Annotated in this window: 21 protein-coding genes and 1 pseudogene; 11 read left to right on the top strand and 11 right to left on the bottom strand. The window is 70.6% G+C overall.

Features of this window, described 5'->3' with window-relative positions; translation table 11 throughout:
• The first annotated feature begins 256 nt into the window (after positions 1–256).
• The 3 genes from ACFWJW_RS19125 to ACFWJW_RS19135 all read left to right on the top strand — a co-directional run bounded on the left by ACFWJW_RS19125 (position 257) and on the right by ACFWJW_RS19135 (position 3,820).
• Positions 257–2,410 carry a prolyl oligopeptidase family serine peptidase gene (locus ACFWJW_RS19125; RefSeq protein WP_387242324.1) on the top strand — a complete coding sequence of 718 codons (2,154 nt, stop codon included), beginning with the start codon at positions 257–259 and terminating at the stop codon, positions 2,408–2,410.
• A 161-nt stretch (positions 2,411–2,571) separates the two neighbouring features.
• Complete coding sequence (locus ACFWJW_RS19130) at positions 2,572–3,159, top strand: Rieske (2Fe-2S) protein (RefSeq protein ID WP_387242327.1); 588 nt, start codon at positions 2,572–2,574, stop codon at positions 3,157–3,159.
• Positions 3,160–3,277: 118 nt separating this feature from the next.
• The gene (locus ACFWJW_RS19135) at positions 3,278–3,820 is read left to right on the top strand and encodes a GNAT family N-acetyltransferase (protein ID WP_387242330.1); all 543 of its coding nucleotides are present in this window, start codon (positions 3,278–3,280) and stop codon (positions 3,818–3,820) included.
• Here ACFWJW_RS19135 and ACFWJW_RS19140 read toward each other — a convergent pair.
• A pseudogene (locus ACFWJW_RS19140) lies at positions 3,807–3,943 on the bottom strand (IS5/IS1182 family transposase); the annotation flags it as partial. The gene ACFWJW_RS19135 and the pseudogene ACFWJW_RS19140 overlap by 14 nt on opposite strands.
• A gap of 91 nt (positions 3,944–4,034) precedes the next feature.
• On the opposite strand from ACFWJW_RS19140, the gene ACFWJW_RS19145 reads away from it, so the two are divergent.
• The 3 genes from ACFWJW_RS19145 to ACFWJW_RS19155 all read left to right on the top strand — a co-directional run bounded on the left by ACFWJW_RS19145 (position 4,035) and on the right by ACFWJW_RS19155 (position 6,273).
• Positions 4,035–4,430 (top strand): hypothetical protein, encoded by a 396-nt coding sequence (locus ACFWJW_RS19145; protein ID WP_387242333.1) that lies wholly within the window; start codon positions 4,035–4,037, stop codon positions 4,428–4,430.
• Positions 4,431–4,475: 45 nt separating this feature from the next.
• The gene (locus tag ACFWJW_RS19150) at positions 4,476–4,640 is read left to right on the top strand and encodes a hypothetical protein (RefSeq protein ID WP_387242336.1); all 165 of its coding nucleotides are present in this window, start codon (positions 4,476–4,478) and stop codon (positions 4,638–4,640) included.
• A 427-nt stretch (positions 4,641–5,067) separates the two neighbouring features.
• On the top strand, positions 5,068–6,273 hold the full coding sequence (locus tag ACFWJW_RS19155; RefSeq protein ID WP_387242339.1) for a hypothetical protein: 1,206 nt from the start codon (positions 5,068–5,070) through the stop codon (positions 6,271–6,273).
• A gap of 169 nt (positions 6,274–6,442) precedes the next feature.
• Here the strand turns inward: ACFWJW_RS19155 and ACFWJW_RS19160 are convergent, their stop codons facing one another.
• From ACFWJW_RS19160 to ACFWJW_RS19195, 8 genes are all read right to left on the bottom strand, one after another.
• Positions 6,443–6,895 (bottom strand): VOC family protein, encoded by a 453-nt coding sequence (locus tag ACFWJW_RS19160; RefSeq protein WP_387242342.1) that lies wholly within the window; start codon positions 6,893–6,895, stop codon positions 6,443–6,445.
• 223 nt (positions 6,896–7,118) lie between these two features.
• Positions 7,119–7,334, bottom strand: a complete 216-nt coding sequence (locus ACFWJW_RS19165) for a hypothetical protein (protein WP_387242345.1) — start codon at positions 7,332–7,334, stop codon at positions 7,119–7,121.
• A 757-nt stretch (positions 7,335–8,091) separates the two neighbouring features.
• Positions 8,092–8,502, bottom strand: a complete 411-nt coding sequence (locus ACFWJW_RS19170) for a VOC family protein (RefSeq protein ID WP_387242348.1) — start codon at positions 8,500–8,502, stop codon at positions 8,092–8,094.
• A 179-nt stretch (positions 8,503–8,681) separates the two neighbouring features.
• Positions 8,682–9,329: a TMEM175 family protein gene (locus tag ACFWJW_RS19175; RefSeq protein WP_387242351.1), complete on the bottom strand. Its 648-nt coding sequence runs from the start codon at positions 9,327–9,329 to the stop codon at positions 8,682–8,684.
• 86 nt (positions 9,330–9,415) lie between these two features.
• The gene (locus ACFWJW_RS19180; protein ID WP_387242353.1) at positions 9,416–10,468 is read right to left on the bottom strand and encodes a LacI family DNA-binding transcriptional regulator; all 1,053 of its coding nucleotides are present in this window, start codon (positions 10,466–10,468) and stop codon (positions 9,416–9,418) included.
• A gap of 474 nt (positions 10,469–10,942) precedes the next feature.
• A complete protein-coding gene (locus ACFWJW_RS19185; protein WP_387242355.1) occupies positions 10,943–11,653 on the bottom strand; it encodes a sulfite exporter TauE/SafE family protein in 711 nt (236 codons plus the stop codon).
• Positions 11,650–13,131 (bottom strand): amidohydrolase family protein, encoded by a 1,482-nt coding sequence (locus ACFWJW_RS19190; RefSeq protein WP_387242358.1) that lies wholly within the window; start codon positions 13,129–13,131, stop codon positions 11,650–11,652. Before ACFWJW_RS19190 ends, ACFWJW_RS19185 begins: the two co-directional genes overlap by 4 nt.
• A 158-nt stretch (positions 13,132–13,289) precedes the next feature.
• On the bottom strand, positions 13,290–14,729 hold the full coding sequence (locus ACFWJW_RS19195) for a uracil-xanthine permease family protein (protein WP_387242361.1): 1,440 nt from the start codon (positions 14,727–14,729) through the stop codon (positions 13,290–13,292).
• A 361-nt stretch (positions 14,730–15,090) separates the two neighbouring features.
• On the opposite strand from ACFWJW_RS19195, the gene ACFWJW_RS19200 reads away from it, so the two are divergent.
• The 4 genes from ACFWJW_RS19200 to ACFWJW_RS19215 all read left to right on the top strand — a co-directional run bounded on the left by ACFWJW_RS19200 (position 15,091) and on the right by ACFWJW_RS19215 (position 18,783).
• Complete coding sequence (locus ACFWJW_RS19200) at positions 15,091–15,750, top strand: LysE family translocator (protein ID WP_387242364.1); 660 nt, start codon at positions 15,091–15,093, stop codon at positions 15,748–15,750.
• A gap of 68 nt (positions 15,751–15,818) precedes the next feature.
• Positions 15,819–16,478: an HAD family hydrolase gene (locus tag ACFWJW_RS19205; RefSeq protein WP_387242367.1), complete on the top strand. Its 660-nt coding sequence runs from the start codon at positions 15,819–15,821 to the stop codon at positions 16,476–16,478.
• Between the two features lie 247 nt (positions 16,479–16,725).
• Entirely contained in the window at positions 16,726–18,204 is a 1,479-nt protein-coding gene (locus tag ACFWJW_RS19210) for an aminotransferase class I/II-fold pyridoxal phosphate-dependent enzyme (RefSeq protein WP_387242370.1), read from the top strand.
• A gap of 123 nt (positions 18,205–18,327) precedes the next feature.
• Positions 18,328–18,783, top strand: coding sequence for an SgcJ/EcaC family oxidoreductase (locus ACFWJW_RS19215; RefSeq protein WP_387242373.1), 456 nt, complete (start codon positions 18,328–18,330; stop codon positions 18,781–18,783).
• 65 nt (positions 18,784–18,848) lie between these two features.
• On the opposite strand, the gene ACFWJW_RS19220 is transcribed toward ACFWJW_RS19215, so the two are convergent.
• On the bottom strand, positions 18,849–19,577 hold the full coding sequence (locus tag ACFWJW_RS19220) for a helix-turn-helix transcriptional regulator (RefSeq protein ID WP_387242376.1): 729 nt from the start codon (positions 19,575–19,577) through the stop codon (positions 18,849–18,851).
• Positions 19,578–19,662: 85 nt separating this feature from the next.
• On the opposite strand from ACFWJW_RS19220, the gene ACFWJW_RS19225 reads away from it, so the two are divergent.
• Positions 19,663–20,544 (top strand): NAD(P)H-binding protein, encoded by an 882-nt coding sequence (locus tag ACFWJW_RS19225; RefSeq protein ID WP_387242379.1) that lies wholly within the window; start codon positions 19,663–19,665, stop codon positions 20,542–20,544.
• Positions 20,545–20,687: 143 nt separating this feature from the next.
• On the opposite strand, the gene ACFWJW_RS19230 is transcribed toward ACFWJW_RS19225, so the two are convergent.
• Positions 20,688–21,977 carry an MFS transporter gene (locus tag ACFWJW_RS19230; protein WP_387242381.1) on the bottom strand — a complete coding sequence of 430 codons (1,290 nt, stop codon included), beginning with the start codon at positions 21,975–21,977 and terminating at the stop codon, positions 20,688–20,690.
• Positions 21,978–21,981 lie beyond the last annotated feature (4 nt).

Here is a 21,981-nt window from a genome sequence, read left to right on the forward strand (position 1 = left end):
CTCACACACGGCGGCACAGCCCAGCGCCAAGGCTTCTTCGGCCGGCTTCTCCACCACCACGGCGACGGGCCTCGTCCCGTCGCCGGCTTCTTCGCTCTGCGCCCGGTCGGATACCGGCGCTCAGTGCTGCACGGATCCACTCGTCACGACCGGGCCTTTTCCCGGAATCCGAAATATGCCTAGGTTGCCCCCAGGGCTTGCCGTGCCCCGGGACCGCCGCAGACCGGAACGCCCTCACCATCAGGAGGACAGCATCTTGCACAGCAGCACCCTGATATCCGAGCAGTCCACGAACTCCACCGACTTTCCCCGCCAGTTCGCCCGCAGCCGCCGTTTCTCCCTCGGCGTTCCGAGGCATTTCACCGTCTCCCCCGACGGCCGCCGGGTGCTCTTCGTCCGTACGGTCTCGGGCACCGATCCGGTGGGCCGGCTGTGGCAGTACGAGGACGGCGCGGAAAGGCTGCTCGCCGATCCGGCGCTCCTGGTAGGGGCCGGTTCCGGGCCGGTCCCCGAGGAGGAGAGGCTGCGCCGGGAGCGCGCCCGTGAACGGTCGGTGGGAGTGGTGTCGTACGCGACGGACGATGCCGCCCGTCTGGTGGCGTTCGCGCTGTCGGGGGCCCTGTGGGCGGTGCGTACCGACGGCGGCTCACCGTTCTCCGTCCCCGCGGCCGGTCCGGTGGTCGACCCCCGCCCCTCCCCCGACGGCCGGTACATCGCCTATGTGAGCCGCCGCTGCTTCCACGTCGTCGATCTGACCGGCGCCGACCGGCAGCTGGCCCGTGCGGAGGACCCGGAGATCTCCTACGGGCTCGCCGAGTACGCGGCCGCCGAATCGATGCGGCGGTCGCGCGGCTACTGGTGGGCGCCGGACAGCCGCCGCGTCCTGGTGGCGAGGGTCGACACCAGCCCCGTGGAACGGCGTTACATCAGCGATCCGGCCAACCCGGCGAAGCCGCCGCAGGCGATCCGCTACCCGGCGGCCGGCACCGCGAATGCGGAGGTCACCCTGGAGGTCCGCTCGCTGGAGGGCGAGCGGGTCGGGGTGGAGTGGGACCGTAAGGCGTACGAGTACCTCGTGGCGGCCGGCTGGGACGCGCACGGTCCGTTCGTCACCGTGCAGAGCCGCGACCAGCGCACGGTCCGCACGCTCGCGGTCGATCCGGAGACCGGTGCCACCGAGGTGCTCCATGAGCGGACCGACCCCGCCTGGGTGGAGATCATCGAGGGCACCCCGGCCCGTACGGCGTCGGGTGCCCTGGTGCTCCCCGAGGACGAGGGCGACACCCGCTATCTGACCATCGGCGGCCAACGGGTCACCCCGGAGGGGCTACAGCTGTCCGCGGTCCTGGGGGTCGAGGGTGAGCGGGTGCTGTTCACGGCGAGCGACGACCCGCTGGAGACCCATGTGTGGTGCCATGAACCCGGCCACGGCCTCCGCCGGCTGAGCCGGGAGCCCGGCAGGTACACGGGGACGGCGCGGGGCGGCACGGTCGTCCTTGCCGGCCTGACCCCGCGGGGCACCGAGGTGGGCGTCCTGCGGGGTGACGGGGCTGCCGAGGATGCTGCCGGGGCTGCCGGGGACCCGCCGTACCAGGCCCTCGCCTCGCTCGCCGAGGAGCCGTCGGTCACCCCGCGACCGGTCCATCTGACGCTCGGCGAACGGAAGTTGCGCGGCGCCCTCTACCTGCCGTCGTGGCACGAAGAGGGCTCCGGAAAGCTCCCGGTACTCCTCGACCCGTACGGGGGGCCGGCCATGCAGCTCGTGGGGCGGGCCCGGGGGTGGTTCACCTGTGTGTCGCAGTGGTTCGCCGAGCAGGGGTTCGCGGTGCTGGTGGTCGACGGGCGCGGAACCCCGAACCGGGGCCCGGCCTGGGAGAAGACCATTCACGGCGACCAGCTCGGCCCGGCACTGGAGGACCAGGTCGACGCGCTGCGGGCGGCCGCGGCGCACTGCGGTGACCTGGATCTGACACGGGTGGCGATCCGCGGCTGGTCCTTCGGCGGGTTCCTGGCCGCGGCCGCCGTGCTGTACCACCCCGAGATCTTCCACGCGGCGGTCGCCGGTGCCCCGCCCACTGACATGCGGATGTACGACACCCACTGGAAGGAGCGCTACCTGGGCCACCCGGAGGAGCAGCCGGAAAACTACGAGCGCACCTCCCTGATCGGCCACGGCCATCTGCTGAGCCGCCCGCTGCTGCTGGTCCACGGGCTCGCGGACGACAATGTGGCGGCCGCGCACACCCTCCGCTTCTCGGCGGAACTGCTCGCGGCGGGCAAACCCCACAGTGTGCTGCCGCTGCCCGGCGCCACCCATCTCCCGGCCGACGACGCGGTCAACGCGCAGCTGCTGCACTTCCAGCGGGACTTCCTGATGGACGCGTTGAAGGGGGCCGCCGGCAAGGCGTGACGCCTGCTGCCCGCCGCCATCCGTGGGAGCGTCCGATGGCCGCTCCCACGGATGGCACACCCCTGCATTGAACGCTCCGGGCCGCGGCTCCGTATGGCCTTGTGCAACGTCCATGGAGCACATCGCGCACCGAAGGCACCACCAAGAACCGGAGGCACACCATGGCTCGACAGGCAGCGTCGGAGCGGACGGAGACCGCAGCGGTGACCGCAGCGGAGGAGGCCGGCCAGGCGCCGGCCGGACGTGGGACGGGGCGGCGGGCCGTCGTCGCGGCGGTCGGCGCGGCCGGACTCACGGCAGCGCTGGCGGCCTGCGGCGGCAGCATGTCGGACACGGGGAGCGGGGACTCGAAGGCCACGGGTGACGATCAGGCCGCCCCCGAGACGAGCGGCGGAGGCGGCGACAGCGGTTCGGGCGGCACCGGCGGGAGCGGGGCCGACGGCTCCGCCGGTGGGGACAGCGGCCCCACCCTCGCCAAGACGTCGGAGATCCCCAAGGGCGGCGGCAAGATCTTCAAGGGCGAGAAGGTCGTCGTCACCCAGCCCCAGGACGGGGACATCAAGGCGTTCTCCGCGATCTGCACCCACGCGGGCTGCGTCGTCGGCGAGGTCTCCGGCGGCACCATCAACTGCATGTGCCACGGCAGCAAGTTCGACATCACCGACGGCAGCGTAAAGACCGGCCCCGCCACGAAGGGCCTGGCTCCCGCCAAGGTGACGGTCAAGGGCGGCTCGGTCACCCTCGGCTGACGCAGCGCGGCGAGGCAGGAGCACCGGGCACCACCCTCAACTGCCGCCGCCGCTCCACCAACTGAGCCGGCCTCCAATTCGCTTGCCGCAGGTCGGCCCGGTCGGATAAGAAACCTGCATGCTAAAGGGCAACAAGGTCGGGCTCAGGGCCCGGCACGAGGACGACATCCCGGTCCTGCGGGCCGAGCTCTACGACGACGTGGTCAACGCCTCGCGGGCCGAAGGCTCGCCGTGGCGGCCGATCACGCCCGGCTCGAAGGATCCGCGGCTCGTGGTGGACGACAAGGCGGAGGGGCTCGTCCAGTTCTCCGTGGTGGAGCTGGGCGGCGGCACACTGGTCGGCAGTGCGACGCTGTGGGGCATCGACACTCACCACCGGTCCGCCCACATCGGGTTGGGGCTGCTGCCGTCCTCGCGCGGCAAGGGCTACGGCACTGACGTGGTCGCGACGCTGTGCCACTACGGCTTCGTCGTGCGCGGCCTACAGCGGCTACAGATCGAGACGCTGGCCGACAACGCCGCGATGCTGCGCTCCGCCGAGCGCAACGGCTTCGTCCGCGAGGGCGTGCTGCGCTCCTCGGCCTGGGTGATGGGCGAGTTCCTGGACGAGGTGCTGCTCGGTCTCCTCGCCGAAGACTGGAAGCCGGACTCGAACGGCTAGGTCGTTTCCAGTCCGGGAGTGCGGCGCTGGCCGCGCTCCCAGCGGTGCGGGATGAGGAGTCCGGTGCCCGGACAGCCGCTGTCGGCGACCGTGGGTCTTGCCGACAGCGGCCTTGGCGCCGGACGGGAGCCTCATGGGTGAGGGTGTGGCCAGCGCCCGGCTCCTTCCCCCACACCTGCCGGTTCTTCCGGCGTATGAGAGAAACGAGCACCACGTGAGTGAGAGCGCGAAGCACCCGGACGGCCCGGACAACACCAGCGCCGAGGTCGTCGCTCTACAGGAGTCCTCCGGCGCGGAGGCGATCGCCGCGAAGATCCAGGGCGTGTGGGTGTACTCGATTCACCTCGACTACACCAAGTACGGCCCGTACAACGCCTGCTTCGACCAGGACAGCTACCAGCAGATCTACGCGGACGAGGCGAGCCGCAAGGCCCAGGCCCAGGACATAGCGGTGGACCGGCTCGGCGCCGGCGGTCGTCGCGGGCGACTTCAATGCGCCCTCCCACCTGGACTGGACCGAGGAGACCAAGGCCACGCACTGCGACTCGGCGGTGGAATGGCCCGCGACCAAGGCTTTCGCGGACAAGGGGTTCAAGGACTCCTTCCGTGAACTGCACCGAGCCCCGCGAAGGAGCCCGGCAACACCTGGTCTCCCGTGACCAAGCAGAACAGTGACTACGGCAACAAGCCGGAGCCGCAGGACCGCATCGACTTCATCCTGCACAAGGGCGGTTCGCTGAAGCCCGCTGGCTCTGCCACCTTCGGGGGCGGGGCGGACTGGCCCTCCGACCACCTGGCAGTCCTCACCTTCCAGTTCTGAGGACCACTCCCGGTCAGCTCGGATCACCGACGACTGACCCACGAGCCCGACCCGTACCGCCGGCGCCGCTGAGCGCGCGTCCCGGCAGGGGTCGGGCTCGTTGCGGTGCAGGCCAGTACGGCACCAGTACGGCAACGGGCGCCGGTAACGCGTGTTAGTGAGGCGTTATCGGTGCGCTAGCGATCTCCGTGAGAGTCATGTGCGTCAAAGGGCGCCGGCTGCGGGTCGTCATCGCTGCTGTCTCAAGCTTCCTGGCCCCGCCCACGCCCATCGCACAGGGAGAGCGCTCGATGCCGGAGTTACCGGAGACACCTGCTTTACGCGGGTGAAGCGGAACCTCGACATCCGCTGCGCCATCCCTCTAGGTGTCCCACTTCTCCGGGCGCCTCACTCACCAGAACTTCGAACGAATGCGACGGGGACCGTTATGCGTGAATTCAGCCGCCGGAACATATTGGGACTCGGGGTAGGAGCGGCGACCGCGCTGTCCGTCGCAGGCTGCTCCCCCTTCGGTTCGTCGGAATCCGGCAAGGTCGGCGCCAAGTCCGGCCAGACGCCGCAGGCCAAGCCGATCGGCGACGGCTCGACCGCGTACACCGGAAAGCAGCCCAACCAGCCGCCCGCACCGGAGAAGCTGGAGCCGGGCCAGAAGCCTCCGCAGTTCGTTGTCTTCTCCTGGGACGGCGCGGGCGACGTGGGGGACGGCCTCTTCCCGCGGTTCCGCAAGCTCGCCAAGGACCACAACGCGTCGATGACCTTCTTCTTCTCCGGGCTGTACGCGCTGCCCGAGTCGAAGCGGCGGCTGTACCGGCCGCCGAACAACCCCGTCGGCGCCTCCGACATCGAGTTCCTCACCGACGAGCACATCAAGGCGACGCTGAAGAACCTGCGCGCGGCGTGGCTGGAGGGCCACGAGATAGGCACCCACTTCAACGGGCACTTCGGCGGGACCGGGCCCGGCTCGGTCGCCCATTGGAAGCCCGCGCAGTGGGAATCCGAGATCCAGCAGGCCATGGACTTCGTCACCAAGTGGCGTACCAACACCGGTTTCACCGATCTCGATCCGCTGCCCTTCGACTACTCCAAGGAACTCGTCGGCGGCCGCACCCCTCAGCTGCTCGGCCAGCAGAATCTGCTGCCCACGGCCCGCAAGCTCGGCTGGCGCTACGACTCCAGCTCACCGGGCGGGCGACAGGTGTGGCCCAGCAAGAAGCAGGGTCTCTGGGACTTTCCGCTACAGGGGATACCGTTCCCCGGCCACAGCTTCCCGGTCCTCTCGATGGACTACAACATGGCGGCCAATCAGTCGCCGAGCAACGTCACCAAGGGGCCGCCGGCCAAGTACCCCCAGTGGCGGAAGGAGGCCACCGGCGCCTACATCGCCGGCTTCAAGCGGGCCTACGAGGGCAACCGCGCCCCCCTCTTCATCGGCAACCACTTCGAGACGTGGAACGGCGGCATCTATATGGACGCCGTCGAGGACGCGCTCAAGCACATGGCCGACGGCACACACAAGGACGTCCGGCTGGTCTCCTTCCGCCAGCTCTGCGACTGGCTGGACGCCCAGGACCCGAAGGTCCTCGCGAGCCTGCGCGGCCTCGAGGTGGGGCAGAAGTTCACCGGACGCGGCTGACGGCACCGGGAGGGCGGGGAGGGGGCAGCGGCCCCCTCCAGCCGGCACCCGCCTGATCGTCGCGCACCGCAAGGTACGCGCCCACGTCGAGCACGCCATCGCCCGGATGAAGAACGGCAAGATCTTCTGGATCGCCTTGCCGGGCGGTCGCGGTCCCGGACCGTCGGTGTCAGTTGTTGCCGGCGGGTCGGTCCGCGAAGATTCCCTGCTGCATGCCGGTGGCTTGTCCCACTTCGATGAGGTAGCCGTCCGGGTCTCGCAGATAGCAGCGCAGTTCGGCTTTGCGGTCGAGGGGAGGGGTGAGGAATTCCGCTCCCTTCGCGCTCCACTGCCGGTGGCATTCCTCGATGTCGGCGACGCGGATATTGAGGAAGCTGCTGACCGTATTCGGGTCAGTGGGCGGGCGCAGGGTGACGTCTGGTTTGTCGGGGGTCGGCCCGCCGCCGGGGTTCATGATGATCCATCCGTTGGCGAGCTTGACGATGCAGGGATTCTCGGCGAGGACCACTTCACCGCCCAGAACGTCGGAATAGAAGGCGCGGGACCGGGCTACGTCGGCCACCGTCAGGAAGTGGGTGAGCAGCAGCCCGGTCTCTGGATATGGAAGATCATCACGGCTCATGCGCGACCTCCAGACGAAGCGGATGTTTCCGCACATAGTGACGTATGGATGCCTGCGTGGTGGCGGATGGACACGGGGGAGGGGAGGTGGCCGCGACGGAAGAGGAAGGGCTGCTCCGTCAGGCGTGACTCCTGTTGCCGTAAGACGTGCACAACCGCCTGCGTAAGTGGGCGGCCGATGACACCTGGGAGAAGGTCTTCACTGCCCTGCCGGCGTGAAACGTCTACCGCCGCCGGGCGAACCAGGCGACCAAGGCCGCAGGCCCCATCGACAGCAGGACGGCCACCTTTGCCGACAGGAGCCCGAGACCGGGAGTCCACCAACCGACCTTCCACGCCACGATCCATAACAGCCCCAGAATCAAAAACGTGCAGCCCGCGGACAATGCGACCCGCAGGGTACGGCGGCTTTGAGGCTCTGCGCTTTTTCTCTTATCCATGGGTGCGACTATAGAGATCGGGCCGAAGTCCACATCGCCCCGATACACCCCGTGGCCGATTCGCTGTACGAGGTGTCCATCAGGAGCTCCAGCATCTGGCCATGCCCGTCCTGTGATGGGCCGATATCTGCCCCTTCCCTCTCGAGCTCACCGGCTTCTGGTGGACCGGATTCCGGCGGACGGCTTCGGAAGGCGGACCGAACTGGTCCACCATCAACACCCGGAAGGCGCCCGCGAACCAGGACACCTGCTACGAGGTCGGCGGAACCACCTTCTACGCCTGGGAGACCACGACCGCCTGCTGATCCCGCCGGTACCCCCGTGCCATACCGGTGAGCCGGAGCCGCAACCCTCCCTATAGGGGTTGCGGCTCCCGCACGTCAGCCCCGGCCCCGGCCGCCCCGACGGCCCTGGCCGCCCTGGCCAGTGAGAGCCAAGACCTGCGGATCAGTGCCGCAACGCAGCAGCCCTGAACCCTCGTTGTGCAGCGAATCACAACGGCGGGCTGTCACGGATCGCTGAGGTGCCGTGTCTCGATGGGCAGCCGAAGAAAGGGGCCGCGTGTGATGCCGGCCGGGGTACCGACACATGCTGGTGGTGGGGTCAGGCGTTCCTCACCCGCCACCTCGCGAGGCCGGTGATCACCCGCACCTTCCGCGACATCCTCGACGTCGCCAACACCGCACTGACGCCACGTCCCTAGCCCCCGCGTCGGCGCCCCGATTGGAGCACCGACGCGCCGACGTCCGGGCCAGCTCTACTGCTCGCTGATATTGACCATCCACGTGATACCGAACTTGTCCGTGCACATGCCGAACACATCCCCCCACATCTGCTTTTCCAGGGGTACGGCCACGGTGCCGTCCGCGGACAGCTTCTGCCAGTAGTCGCGCAGTTCGTCCGAGTCGTCGCCGGACAGGCTCACCGCGAAGTTGTTCCCGGGCTTGTGTTCGGTCCCGGGCGGATTGTCGGCAGCCATCAGGGTGAAGCCGCTCGCGGTCTCGAGCTGGCTGTGCATGATCTTGTCGGTGTATCCGGGTGGCGCCTCGGAGCCGAAGGCGCCGTAGGTGTTGACGGACAGGTCGCCGCCGAGGACCTCCTTGTAGAACTCCATGGCTTGCTTCGCTTCACCGGAGAAGCTGATGTACGGGTTGAGGCGAGAGGTCATGAGCTGCCCCTTTCATGAGGAATCGTCAGCGCGGGCAGCCTACGTGCGTCAGGGGCCAAGTCGGATGACCTGGGGCTCGTGGTCGCTCGGGCGGGCGGGGGCGCGGCCCAGGAGTGGGTGCGCACCGCCGCTGCCCCCTCATACGGAGGCGGGCGCAGGGATCATGCATCGCCGTCCCTCTAGGCGCTGAACCGCTGAGCCTCCGCACGCAGGCGCTTGCCCCGTTTGCCCGTCGCGATTCTGACCGGGATCAGCACCGCCCACCACAGCTTCGCGGCCGTCGGCGAGACGAAGGCGATCGGGATGGCGACGGCGAAGACCAGCACCGTCGCCGCAAGGTCGACCACATCGTTGCGCGCGACGGGGTCGGACAGCACCGCTCTCCCCAGCCATGGGCGCTTCCACAGCATGATCGTCAGCGCGAGCTGCGTGGCCCCCATGGCCGCGACGGCGCCGGAGTAGACGGCCACCGACTGCGGCTCGTCCCCGTACTCGGCCAGCAGGGTGGTGGGGAACGGCATCAGGGCGACCAGCCCCAGGCTCAGCAGCACCAGCTTGATGATCGTGCCGTCCACGTCCCGCACGTACCGGAAGAGCTCGTAGTGCCCCCGCCAGAACGCCGCGATGACCACCAAACTGAGGGCGTACGCCCAGACTTTGGGCATCACGTCCCTCAGCGCCTGCGCGAAACCGGCGGAGTCCAGCCCGTCGGGCACCGCGATGTCCAGCGCCAGCAGCGTCATCGCGATGGCGAACACCCCGTCGGCCAGCGCGAGGAGCCGGGCCGCGCTCCCCTCGTCATCCCGTACTGGCCGGCCACCGTTCACCACACCACTCTAGGATCATGCGCACCGGAATATTCCGATTTGCCCAGTGGGACCGCGCGCCCTCCGTGCGACGGGGCCCGGAAGCGCTACCCCCGGGGCGGGAGGCGCAAGGACGAGGCGCGCGCGATGACGCGAGGCTCGCGCCGCGGCCGCGGGCCGGTGGCGGCCTGGTCTCCCCCGGCGCTCAGCCTGCTGAGCAGCAGCTCGACGGCCTCCCCCGCCGCCCGTTCCAGCTGAAGGTCGACCGCCGTCAGCGGCGGCTCGCAGGTGCGGGCGCGCAGGCCGTCGTACCGGGTGACGAGCATGACGTCCTCGGGGACGCGGCGGCCCCGGTCGCGGACGGCACGGAGGGCGCCGACCGCGAAGGCGTCGACGAGGGCGCAGACCGCGTCGACGTCCGGATGGGCGTCGAGGAGCGCCGCGCAGGCGTCGTACCCGGCCTGTTCGCCACCCTCCTCCGGGGCGGTCGCGACGACCGGGGGCCAGCCGTGCTCCTCGGCGGCCCGGAGATACGCGGCACGGGCGTCGACCGCGGAGTGCCGGGCCCCCGCTCCGACCAGGAGCGCCGGGTGCCGGGCGCCCTGCTCGCGCAGGTGGTCCAGGAGCACCTCGGCGACGCGGCCGCCCTGTAGGTCGACGTACGGCGCGTCGTCGCCAGGCGCCGGCCGGCCGAGCGTCACATACGGCAGCCCGCGCCCCCGCAGCTGCGCCACCGCCACGTCGTCCTCGTCCGGTTCGACGACGATCGCGCCGTCGATGTCCACGGAGTAGAGGGCCGAGCCGGACTGCACGGGCGGTATGAGCACGAGCGCGTAGTCGTGTACGAGGGCCCGCTCGGCCGCCGCCGCGGCGACCTCCATGTAGAAGCCGAGCCGGGACGGGCCCCCGGCCACGGCGAACGGCATCGACGAGGCGAGCGCGATCGCCTTCGCCTGGCCCCGGCGCAGCCGCTGGGCCCGGAGGTTCGGCCGGTAGCCCAGTTCGGCGGCGATCTTCTTGATGCGTTCGCGGGTCCGCGGGTCGACCTTGCCGATGTCGTTGAGGGCGTGCGAGACGGTCGTCCGTGACACCGAGGCGGCCTCGGCGACATCGGCGATCGTCGGCGGCCGGGCGCCGGAACCGGGACGAATACTGGGCATGCCTGTATCTTCGCCGACCACTCGCCCGGCTTCCAGCACACTGGCTCTGGGCCTGGGCCTGGGCCGTGCGACCGAACGCGACCGGGGGGGACGGAGTCCCTCTTCGTGCGCCGACCACTCCGACCGCTCCGGCCCGCCCCTCCCCCGCGGCGCCGAAGCCGCACCGCCCGACGGCCCGAGGCGCCGCAGGGCACCGCCCGGCGGCCGGCGCCGTCGGCCGTCGGGCATGTCGTGAAGAGGGAGACCGGCCCCTAGCGGCTCGTGCGAGCGCCGGGTCACCCAAGGCCACCCCGGCCAGCCGCCGGGCCGAGGACGGGCATCGCAGCCCCACGTCCCACCCCACTACGAACGCGACCGCCACCCGGTACCCGGCACGCACCCGGCACCCGGCACCCGATGGCCAGGGCCAGACCGCCCTACCCCAGCCCCGCGCCACCTACGCCACCCGAGGCCCTCGCCCCGCCCCCGCCCCCCTCAAACCCCCACCATCAACACAACCCCCGAAATCAACGCGAACGCCAACACAAACACCCGCAGTTTCGACGCATCGACCCTGTGGTGGACCAGTGCGCTGAGCCAGGCACCGAGGGCGGTCGCCGGCAACAGCAGGACCGCCCAACCCAATTGGGCCGGACGTCCCTCCCCCGTCGCGAACAGCAGCGCCAGCGAGGCCGCTTCGCCGACCAGGAAGCACACGGCCACCGTGGACCGCAGTTCGCCCGGTGGACGGTGTTGGTAGACCAGGGCGAGGGGTGGACCGCCGACACCGGTCGCCGTTTCGGTGAGGCCGGTGACGACACCGGCGCCGACATACGCGCCGCGCCCCGGCGTGAACGCGGGCGCGGCGAGGCTCGCGAGCGCTGCCAGGACCGTCGCCGCGCCCACGACCAGGCCGAGGCTGCGGTCAGGGGTCAGCCAGAGCAGGAGCAGACCGCCGGGGGTGGCCGCCAGGCGGGCCGCGGTGATCCAGCCCGCGCCACGCAGGTCGAGGCTGCGCCGTTCGCGCCAGGCCACGTACAGGTTCAGCGGGATCATGGAGGCGAGGACGAACACCGGGAGCAGCCCGGGGTCCAGCAGCCCCGCGACGGGGGCCACGATCAAGGCGAACCCGAGCCCGCTGGCGCCCTGCACGAACGCCGCCGTGGCCACCACCACCGCCAGGACGGCGAGCGTCTCGCCACTCATCGCGCGGCGCTCCGGATCCGCGAGGCATCGGCCGCCCGCGCCACACCTCGCGCCGGCGCGTCCCCCGGCGACCCTGCTGCCGCGGCCCGCGTCCGCGCGGCCTCCGAGGTCGGGTGGGCCCGGACCACCGACGCGCGCCGCACCACCTCGGGGCCCAGCTCGGCCGCGCGCCGGACCAGCGCGGGGCCGTCCCAGTCGGGCGGCCAGCCGCGCCACAGTCGCAGCCGGCCGGCCACGAACACCGCGGTGATCTGGTCGCGGTTGCCGCGTCGGACCAGTTCCCACGGCAGGTCCCAGGAGGGGTGCATCTCGGGGCCGGTCACATCGACCAGCAGGAAGTCGGCGGCGGCACCTTCGGCGATCCGGCCCGTACGGGTTCCCAGCCCGAGCGCGTCCGCGCCACCCGCCGCACCGTGCTCCAGCCAGGTCCACCCGGCACCGCACGAGGAGTCCCCGGTGGCCAGCCCGTACGTGAGGCGCTGTGCGAACTCCGCCGCCTCGACCAGGCGGAACGCGTCGCCGCGGGTGCCGTCCGTGCCCAGGCCGAACCGTATGCCGCGCGCGGCCAGTGTGGTGGCCGGGGCGACCGCGTTGCCCTTCCAGGCGCTCGCCACGGGGTTGTAGCTCACCGCCGCCCCGGTGTCGGCGAGCAGACCGACTTCGGCAGGCGTGAGGAGGGTCGCATGGGCCGCGACCAGCTGCGGCCCGAGGGCGCCCACATGGTGCAGATATTCCAGCGGCCGCAGGCCGAACCGGACCAGCGACCGCTCCACTCCCGCGAGGTGTTCGTTCACATGGATCTGGACGACGGCCTGCGCGGCGGCGGCCAGCCGGGCGGTGTCCCGCAGGGTGCGGGGCGTTGCGGCCTCCGGGACGGAGACGGCGAGCGACGGATGGATCAGAGCGTCGCCGTCGTAACGGGCGAGGTGCTCCGCCGCCTTGGCGAGCACGGCGCGTGCTGCGTCGCCCCCGTCCTCTGCGTCATTGTCGGCGTCGTTGCAGACCAGCCCGAGAACACAGCGGATACCGGCCTCCCGGGCCGCCGAAGCCACCACGTCCACGTCCACCGACGCGCGGGTGCCGGCGTCGGCGACCGTGGTGAAGCCGCCGCGCAGCGACTCCAGCGCGGCCAGCTTCGTCGCCACGAAGACGGACTCCTCGTCCAGCGCGCCCTCCAGGGGAACCCACACCCGGCGGAAGATCTCCGACGGTTCGCCGAAGGCGAGCGCCGCGCCGAAGCTCTGTGTGAGGTGATGATGGGCGTCGACGAAACCGGGCATCAGCACATGTCCCGGCAGTCGTACGGGCGTCAGCTGCGGGTGGATCCGCGCCAGGCGTTCCGCGGGGCCGACGCCGACGAACGTCCCGTCGGCCACCACCACCCCGTACCCGTCCTGGGGGCCGTCAGGGGTCAGCGTCACATCAGGGACCAGGAGCAGCGTGTCGGCGCTGACGTGATCCGGGGTCAGGTCGGTCATCAACTCTCATTTCGGGAAACGGTCGGCGGGGGGGCCGGTGAGCGACGGGTGCGTTCCCGCAGCTCGGGGGCCACGCCGACCCGGTGCCGGGCAGCCGGCGGACAAGGTCATTTACGAGCAAGGCCGTTTACGGACAACGGCGCTTATGGACAACGGACTTACGATGACGGCGCGCTCCGACGGCGGATTCCGGGTGCGTCGGTGTCTGGCGCTTCGGCGTCCGGTGCGTCGACGCCTGGCGCGTGGACGTCTGGCGCGACGTCCGGTGCACTGGCGTCCCGTGCATCAACGTCCGGCGCATCACCACCGGACACGTCACTGCGGCGCGCACCAAGGTGGTGGAAAAGGACGTTGAGGACGGCCGCGACCAGGGCGCCCACCCCGACGCCGCTCTCCAACAGGATCCGTACGGTCGGCGGGAAGCCGCCGTAGACGCCGGGTACGAGGATGGGCAGCAGGCCAAGGGCCAGCGCGACGGCGCAGATGAACGTGTGGGTGTGCCGGTCGAGTTCGGCGCGCCCGAGCATCTGGACGCCCAGCACCGTGATGACGGCGAACACCACCAGAGCGGTACCCCCGATGACAGCGGAGGGAATCACGCTGATCGCGCGGGTGACGGGCGCCAGGAAGCCGAGGGCGATGAGGACGAGGCCGGCGGCGGTCGTCACGAAGCGGCTGCGGACGCCCGTGACACGGACGATGCCGATGTTCTCGCCGCTGGTCACCATCAACGGCAGCCCGAACAGACCGCCGAGGAGCGAGGTCGCCGCGTCGCCCCGCACCGTCCGGGGGACGGCTGTCCGCGGGTCGATGTCCTTGCCCACCGCCTCCGCGTTGATCACGGTCTGCCCGGTGGCCTCGGCCATGGAGGCCAGGCTGTACAGCATGAGGGGGAGGGCGGCCAGCAGGTTGAACTGCGGAGTGCCGAAGGGAAGGAAATGCGGGACGCCGATGAGACCACCCTCGGCGATCCGGCCGCCGTCCAGGCCGAACAGCAGCAGGGCAAGCACCGTGCCGGCGAACAGGCCCAGCAACACCGCCAGTTGGCGCAGCACTCCGGTGAAGAGCCAGTAGAACGCCACCGTGAAGCCGATCGTCGCGAAGGCGAGGGCGAGGTGTGAAGGGGCGGCGAAACCGGGTTCGCCGGGGCGTCCGGTGACCAGCAGCGCACCGACCTTCACCAGGTTGACGCCGACGATCACGATCATCGTGCCGATGACCAGGGGCGGGAAGAACCGCAGCAGGCGGGAGAAGAGGGGAAGGACGACGAAGGTGAACACGGCGGTGAGCAGCACCGCGCCGGTCGCCGTCCGCAGTCCGTGCTGCGCCGCGATCGCCAGGAAGAGCACGAGCGGGGCACCGCCGGGCAGCATCACGAACGGCAGCTTCGGGCCGAACTTCCACGGGCCCAGGGACTGGATCAGCGATCCGATCCCGGAGGCCAGGAAGGCCGCGGACAGCAGATCAACGGTGACGCCGGGACTCAGCCCCAGCGTCGCGCTCATCAGGAAGACCGCGGAGATGGGGGTCGCGGCCATGACCAGCACATGCTGGAGGCCGAAGAGGACGATCTTGCCCAGGGGGCGGGATTCGTCCACCGGGTGAGGAGCCCTGTCCGGGACAGGCGCTCCCCCGGGGGTCGGGTTGGTGGGGGCGGGCGTGGGGCGGGATCTGGACACCTTCGAGCTCCGTTCCAGCTCGTTCCGGTTCCGGCCACGATCCGGCCCTGGACGGGGAGCCAAATCGATTTGGCCAAATCGATTTGGCCCCGAGTATGAGAGGCCCCCGAGGTCGCGTCAAGGGGTCGCGCAGCAGTCGAATCGCACCTTTCCGCCACTTAGGTTCATGCTGGAGGCTCCTCTGGCGCCGCGGGCGACCCAAGCGCGAACAGCACAGTTCCTGCCCGATATCGGGCAGAAAAGTAGCTGTCCCCCGCCTCCGGACGTATCGTGAGCGCCCATGATCGCCATCGACGCGTTGTGGACGTTCTCTTTGATGGTGGGACTCCTCACCCTCACTCCCGGGCTGGACACCGCCCTCGTCCTGCGCACTGCCGCTCTCGGGCACCGCCGGCGCGCCTGGGGCGTGGTCCTCGGCATCCAGAGCGGCACCCTGATCTGGGGCACGCTCACCTCGCTCGGTGTGACCGCGCTGCTCACCGCGTCCCACCTCGCCTACGAGATCCTCCGCTGGGCCGGGGCCGCGTACCTGGTGTGGATGGGCGGCAGGATGCTGTGGGCCACCTGGCGCCGCTCGGTGGACGAGGCCCCGGAGACGCCCGGGAGCGGGGCCGAGGTCACGTCGGGACCGGGCTCCGGCGACTCCCTGCTCGGCGGCTGGCGCCAGGGCATCACGACCAACCTTCTCAACCCGAAGATGGGCGCCTTCTATGTCGCGGTGCTCCCGCAGTTCCTGCCTGCCGACACCTCGCACCTCGCTGCGGGCGTGCTCCTGACGGGCATCCACATCCTGCTGGCCGTCCTATGGGCCGGCGTACTGATCACCCTCGGGCACGTGCTCCGGGACCGTCTGCAACGGCCCGCCGCGCGCCGCGTTCTCGACCGCGTCACCGGTACGGTCATCGCCGCATTCGGGGTCCGGCTCGCGCTCGGGGAGTAAGGCACCGGCCGGCGCGACCGCGGGCCGTGATCAGGCAACCAACTCACCCGACATGAAGGGACACCCGTATGCGCTCGCTCCCCACCAGCGCGGAGGCCGTGGTCTTCGACTGCGACGGCCTGCTGGTCAACACCGAGGACTGCTGGACCGTCGCGGAAACGGCCGTTTTCGCCGCGCACGGCCACTCCTTCGGCCCCGAACAGAAAGCGCTGGTCATCGGCCGTACCGTGGAGGACGCGGCGGCGGCCATGGCGGACTACTTCGGACGGCCCGGAGCCGGTGCCGAACTCGCCGCCGAGCTCCTCGAAAGAGTCCGCAAGGAACTGGCCGGGGGCGCCGCCGCCCTCCCCGGAGCAGCGGATCTGGTGCGCGCCTGCCGGGCGGCGGTGCCCATTGCCGTCGCCAGCAACAGCCCCCGCGAACTGCTCGACACGGCACTGGAATCGGCCGGCCTCGCCGCTCACTTCACCCACTCGTTCGCCGCCGACGAGGTGGCCTCCCCCAAGCCCGCACCGGACCTCTACCTCATGGCATGCGAGGCCCTCGGTGCGGCACCACAGCGCTCAGTCGCCTTCGAGGACTCGGCCACCGGCATCTCCGCGGCCCGCGCCGCCGGACTCTACGTCGCGGTCGTACCGTCCCTTCCGGGAGCCCACCTCGACCACGACTGGCTGGGCAACGGCTTGGACGACCGCCAACTGCTCGGCTGGGCAAGGGAATTGGGATAGGGGACCTCGCTTCCCCAAGTAAGACGCCCTCGGACAGGGCGAGTTGGCCAACCCCTTACGGCGCTATATACGACTCCCCGGGCGTCCCGTTCATGCTGTCACCGGCGCGAGCCACCGGCCGCCCCGACGGCCACCGGCCCCGGCCCCGGCCCCGGCCCGGCTCCGGCCCCGATACGAAACCTGAAGCACCACCTGGCCGGGCAACTGCCTCGTGATTAGCCGTGTGCGAGTCGGGAAATCGTCCGTTATGCCCTTTGACCACAGTCACGCACCCGTGCTGGAAGCCCTCGCCCGGTATCACTCCTCGAAGCAGTTGTCGTTCAGCCCTCCTGGTCACAAGCAGGCGCGGGGTGCCGATCCGCGGGTCCGTGACGTGCTGGGCGACGCTGTCTTCTACGGGGATGTCCTGGCCTCCGGCGGCCTGGACGACCGGCGTACGGGCGGGAGGATCCTCGAACGCGCGGAGAGGCTGATGGCCGATGCCGTGCACGCGTCCCACACCTTCTTCTCGACCTGCGGGAGCTCCCTGTCGGTGAAGGCCGCCATGCTCTCCGTCGCGCGGCCCCACGAGAAGCTGCTGATCGGCCGGGACGCACACAAGTCCGTCGTCGCCGGCCTGATCCTCTCGGGCATCCACCCCGTGTGGGTGGACCCCAGGTGGGACGCCGACCGGCATCTGGCGCACCCGCCGTCCGCGGAGGACTTCGAGGCGGCCTTCGCCGCCCACCCGGACGCGAAGGGGGCGCTGATCACCAGTCCCACCCCGTACGGCACCTGCGCGGACCTCCGTGCCATCGCGGACACCTGCCACCGTCGGCAGAGCCCCCTCATCGTTGATGAAGCCTGGGGCGCGCACTTGCCGTTCCACACCGATCTGCCGACGTGGGCCATGGACGCGGGTGCGGATGTCTGTGTCACCAGCATCCACAAAATGGGGAGCGGCCTGGAGCAGGGTTCCGTCTTCCATCTACAGGGCGATCTGATCGATCCGGCCCTGCTCAAGACCCGGGCGGATCTGCTCGGTACCACCAGCCCGTCCGTGCTCATCTACGCCGGTCTCGACGGCTGGCGCCGGCAGATGGCCCAGCACGGCCATGACCTGCTGGAGGGGGCCCTCCGGCTGACGGCACAGGTGCGCGAGGCCATCGAGGAGATCGAGGGCTTCCACGTGCACGACCGTGCGGACTTCTGCGGTCCCGGCCTGGCAGACGACTTCGATCCGCTTCCTGTCGTCGTGGACGTCACCGGGCTCCACACCACGGGGTACCGGGTGGCCGACTGGCTTCGCGAGCACCGCCACGTCGATGTGCATCTGGCCGACCATCGCCGCATCAACACCCAGCTCACCCATGCTGACGACCAAGAGACGGCAACCGTGCTCCTGGAGGCGCTGAAGGCGGTGTCCACCGCCGGGCCGGACCTGCTGCCCGGTCCCCGGGTCGACGTCCCTCCCCCCGCGACGCTGCGGCTCCAGCAGACCTGTCTGCCGCGCGATGCCTTCTTCGGGCCCGTGGAAGACGTGCCCGTGCAGGAGGCCGCGGGGCGCGTGGCCGCCGAGATGATCACGCCCTATCCGCCCGGTATCCCGGCCGTACTGCCGGGCGAACTCCTCAACGAACCGGTGCTGCACTACCTGCGCTCAGGGATCGAAGCGGGCATGAACCTTCCCGACGCCGTCGATACCCGGCTCCAGACGGTGCGGGTCGTGGCGGAAGGCAAGGAGTGAATCCGCGACGGCGTACGACCACCTCCTGAGCGTCCTGGACCTGCGATATCGCCGACGGTGTGATCGAGGTGCGCTCCCACGACGTGGCGGCCGATCCGCCGCCGCCCGGTGGAGTGATACGCCATGCAGGGTCAGCAAGAGCAGGACGTCGCGGCGGTCAGGGCAGTAGTCGACGACCTGATCGCCGCCTGGGGCCGCCACGACGCCGAGGCGTACGGCGCGCTGTTCACCCAGGACGCCACCTACACCACCTACGTCGGCACCTTCTACCAAGGCCGCCGGGACATCGTGGAGAGCCATCGCGCACTCTTCGCGAAGTTCCTCAAGGACACCCAACTCGCCGACGAGATCCTCGACATCTGCTTCTACGGACCGGAGGTGGCCGTCGTCAACGGCCGGGGCGACACCTACAAGGGCCGGCGCCCCCGCAAGCTCGGCAAGGTCCAGACGTACACCCTGATCCGCGAGAACGACGGCCGGTGGCGCATCGCGGCCTTCCACAACACCCAGCGCAAGCCGCTGATGGAGGCCATGTCCTACAAGTTCGCCCCCGGCATCGTCCCGGCGGCGGACCGGTAGCCGGCAGCCGGAGCGGGCGGGCGGTGGCTACCCGAACGCGCCCGCTCCGCGCGTGGATCCGGCCCTCACCCGGTGGCGCGGGAGGAGCGTGCAGTGGCACGGCCGAAGTCGGTGGTCAGCCAGTGTTCGATGGACGCATCGGGGAATGCGTGGGGCTGGTAGCTCCCCGGCACCGGGGAGATGTCGGTGATGCGGTCCAGACGGAAGGTGCGCCAGTCGTCCCGGTCGGCATCGAATGCCACGAGGTACCACTGGCCCGCGCGGAGGAAGTGGCGGTACGGCTCGACCAGGCGGGTGGACGGCCGGCCGTGCTGGTCGACGTAGCGGAACCGCAGCCTGCCGCCCTCGGCCACCGCGTCGGCGATCACGCCGACGGTGGCTGCCCCGACCACGGCGCCGGGCTGCTGGAGCACCTCGGTCGCGAGGTCGGTGGCGGCCGCGCGGCGGCGCAGCGGGCGGGGCAGGACCTGGTCGAGCTTGAGCAAGGCGCTCGATGCGACCGGGTCTTCGGGGAGCCAGGCACGGATCAGATGCAGTCCGGCCACCAGCGCGGTGACCTCGTCGGCGGTGAACAGCATGGGCGGGACCTTGACCCCGGGGCTCAGCCGGTAGGCGCTGCCTGGCCCCGGGCGGGCCTCGACGGTGTACCCGAGCCGGCGCAGCCGCTGGGCGTCGCGCCGTACGGTGCGGACGCTCGTGCCGAGCCGTTCGGCCAGGTCGGCGGCCGTCCACTCACCCCCCGACTTCAGCAGCGTCAGCAAGGTCAGGGTCCTGCTCGTTGGGTCGAGGTCCATAACCTCAGCCTTCCAGGAGAGGCGGACAGGTTCCGGCCGCTTCTGCTTCTAGCCTGCATGCGCAGTCGCCGAATGAGAGGAAGCCATGCGCATCGCTGTCACCACCCCGACCGGCAACGTCGGCCGCCACGTCGTTGCCACGCTGATCCGCGCCGGGGTCCGCCCGCGCGTCTTGCTGCGCGAGCCCGCCCGACTGGCTCCCGAGGTAGCGGACGAGGTGGATGCAGTGCAGGTCGACCTGTACGACGCCGACGCGGTAGCGGCCGCCACCCGAGACATTGACGCACTGTTCTGGGTGGACCCGCCCACCGCCGGCGCGGACCCCCTTGCCGCCTACGCCCGGGCCACCAGCAGCGTGGCCCGCGCCGTCACCGACAACCGGATCGGCCGCGTCGTCTTCCAGAGCAGCGTCGGCGCCGAGAAGCGTCACGGTGCCGGTGAGATCGACGGCCTGGCACACACCGAAACCGCTTTGGACGCCACGGGCGTCGACGTCACCCACCTCCGCTGCGGCTACTTCTTCACCAACCTCGAACTGCAACTCGACGCCCTGCGCGCCGGCACCCTTCAGGTGATCCTTCCGCTCGACCAGACCATGCCTTGGGTGGCACCCCGCGACATCGCCGAGGTCGCCACCACCCGTCTGCTCTCCCCCACCTGGTCCGGCCGCTGCGTACAAGCAGTGCACGGCCCCGCCGACCTCACCTGGCGACAGGTCGCCGAAATCCTCACCGCCGCCACCGGCCGGCGGATCAGCGTCGAACGGATCACTGACGACGCCATGCGCACCCAGCTCCACCAGGCCGGGATGACCGACGCAGCGGTCGAGGCCCTGCTCGGAATGTCGGCCGGCCTGCGCGAGGACTTCCGGCCGGAACAGCCCCGCACCGTCCGGACCACCACCCCGACCACCCTCGCCGCCTGGGCCTACGACCACCTCCGGCACCAGATCGTGGACACGTCGTAAGCAACCGGGGTCGGGGAGTTGGCCGTTACCGCAGTGCCGATGAGCCAATGCGCTGCCGGCGTGTAGAGCTCCTACCGGCTGTCACCGACCGAGAAGCGGTAGAGCGTGGACTCCCTGACCTCAATGCTCATGGCTTCGATCCCTTAAAAGTGGGTGCCGGGTGGGGTCTCACGAGGGGCCGGCTGGGCCGGGCTGTTGCCGGAGTCGGTGGTGCCGTCTCGGGTCTCCAGGCGTGCGGTGATGCCGGCTCGGGTCTCCGGGCGTGTGGGGGCGGCGTTACGGGGCCGCAGGATGCCGGCCGTGGCGGCGGCGACCACGCAGAAGGCCACGGGCAGGAAGAACGTGAGCTGGAGCGGCATGACCTGGGTCAGGGGTCCGATGATCGCGGGGCCGGCGAGCATGCCGATGTAGCCGAGGCCCGCGACGCGGGAGACGTTGGTACCGGCGGCGTCCGGGTCGGTGTGGCCCGCGGCGCTGAAGAGCTGAGGCACGCAACCGGACAGTCCGGCTCCGAACAGGGCCCAGCCGATCAGGGTCAAGGGGATGGAGGCGGAGAGCGACGCCGCGGTCAGGCCGAGTGCGGCGGCGGATGCCCCGTAGCGGAGCACGGCCACCGGGCCGAAACGCGCGGCCACCCGGTCGGTGAGCAGGCGGCCGAGGGTCATGGCGGTGGCGAACGCCCCGTAGGCGAGGGCGGCGGTGGCGGGCGGCGCCCCCAGGACGTTGCGCAGGTGGAGCACGCTCCAGTCATTGGCCACGCCCTCGCACAGCATGATCATCAGTGCGAGCGTGGCGAGTGCCCAAATGCGCCCGGGGGTCCTGGTACCGCGCGGTTCCTTCGCGGCAGCAGCCGGGGCAGCTGGGAGCTGGGTGCCGCGGGACCCGAGCAGTGCGGGGGCTGCCAGCGCCGCGGTCACCAGGCCCAGGAGGGCCACCGTGCCGAGGGTCGCCACCGGGCTCCAGCCCCAGCTGAGCATGCGCGCGCCGGTCAGCGCGGCAAGGACGCCGCCTATGGAGAAGGCGGCGTGGAAGGCGGACATGACGGGCCGTCGGTAGCCGTGCTCGACCTGGACGGCATGCGCGTTCATGCTGACATCCAGGCAGCCGTTGCCGAGACCGAGCACCAGCAGCGCCGCCCCCAGCGTCCAGGCGTTCGCGGCCCATCCCGGCAGGACCACACCGGCGCTGCACAGGGCCGCGCTGAGCGGCACGACGGTACGGGCGCCGAAGCGGTCGGTGAGTGGGCCGACGAGCTGCATGCCGGCGAAGGCTCCGGCGCCGAGCAGCAGCAGGAACCAGCCGAGTACGGCATGGCTGATCCCTACGCGGTGCTCGATATCGGGAATGTGGACGATCCACATCCCCATCAGGAAGCCGTTCAGGACGAAGTAGGCAAAGGTGGCCAGGCGGCCGAGCCGCAGTGATCTCTCCACGCTT

The organism is Streptomyces sp. NPDC127097 (assembly GCF_042724075.1).
Lineage (GTDB): Bacteria > Actinomycetota > Actinomycetes > Streptomycetales > Streptomycetaceae > Streptomyces.

What these genes read in the sequence shown, in the direction of transcription:
- ACFWJW_RS19130 (WP_387242327.1), top strand. Translation starts at nt 2,572, where the DNA reads ATGGCTCGACAGGCAGCGTCGGAGCGGACGGAGACCGCAGCGGTGACC.
- ACFWJW_RS19135 (WP_387242330.1), top strand. Translation starts at nt 3,278, where the DNA reads ATGCTAAAGGGCAACAAGGTCGGGCTCAGGGCCCGGCACGAGGACGAC.
- ACFWJW_RS19155 (WP_387242339.1), top strand. Translation starts at nt 5,068, where the DNA reads ATGCGTGAATTCAGCCGCCGGAACATATTGGGACTCGGGGTAGGAGCG.
- ACFWJW_RS19160 (WP_387242342.1), bottom strand. Translation starts at nt 6,895, where the DNA reads ATGAGCCGTGATGATCTTCCATATCCAGAGACCGGGCTGCTGCTCACC.
- ACFWJW_RS19165 (WP_387242345.1), bottom strand. Translation starts at nt 7,334, where the DNA reads ATGGATAAGAGAAAAAGCGCAGAGCCTCAAAGCCGCCGTACCCTGCGG.
- ACFWJW_RS19170 (WP_387242348.1), bottom strand. Translation starts at nt 8,502, where the DNA reads ATGACCTCTCGCCTCAACCCGTACATCAGCTTCTCCGGTGAAGCGAAG.
- ACFWJW_RS19180 (WP_387242353.1), bottom strand. Translation starts at nt 10,468, where the DNA reads ATGCCCAGTATTCGTCCCGGTTCCGGCGCCCGGCCGCCGACGATCGCC.
- ACFWJW_RS19185 (WP_387242355.1), bottom strand. Translation starts at nt 11,653, where the DNA reads ATGAGTGGCGAGACGCTCGCCGTCCTGGCGGTGGTGGTGGCCACGGCG.
- ACFWJW_RS19190 (WP_387242358.1), bottom strand. Translation starts at nt 13,131, where the DNA reads ATGACCGACCTGACCCCGGATCACGTCAGCGCCGACACGCTGCTCCTG.
- ACFWJW_RS19200 (WP_387242364.1), top strand. Translation starts at nt 15,091, where the DNA reads ATGATCGCCATCGACGCGTTGTGGACGTTCTCTTTGATGGTGGGACTC.
- ACFWJW_RS19205 (WP_387242367.1), top strand. Translation starts at nt 15,819, where the DNA reads ATGCGCTCGCTCCCCACCAGCGCGGAGGCCGTGGTCTTCGACTGCGAC.
- ACFWJW_RS19210 (WP_387242370.1), top strand. Translation starts at nt 16,726, where the DNA reads ATGCCCTTTGACCACAGTCACGCACCCGTGCTGGAAGCCCTCGCCCGG.
- ACFWJW_RS19215 (WP_387242373.1), top strand. Translation starts at nt 18,328, where the DNA reads ATGCAGGGTCAGCAAGAGCAGGACGTCGCGGCGGTCAGGGCAGTAGTC.
- ACFWJW_RS19220 (WP_387242376.1), bottom strand. Translation starts at nt 19,577, where the DNA reads ATGGACCTCGACCCAACGAGCAGGACCCTGACCTTGCTGACGCTGCTG.
- ACFWJW_RS19225 (WP_387242379.1), top strand. Translation starts at nt 19,663, where the DNA reads ATGCGCATCGCTGTCACCACCCCGACCGGCAACGTCGGCCGCCACGTC.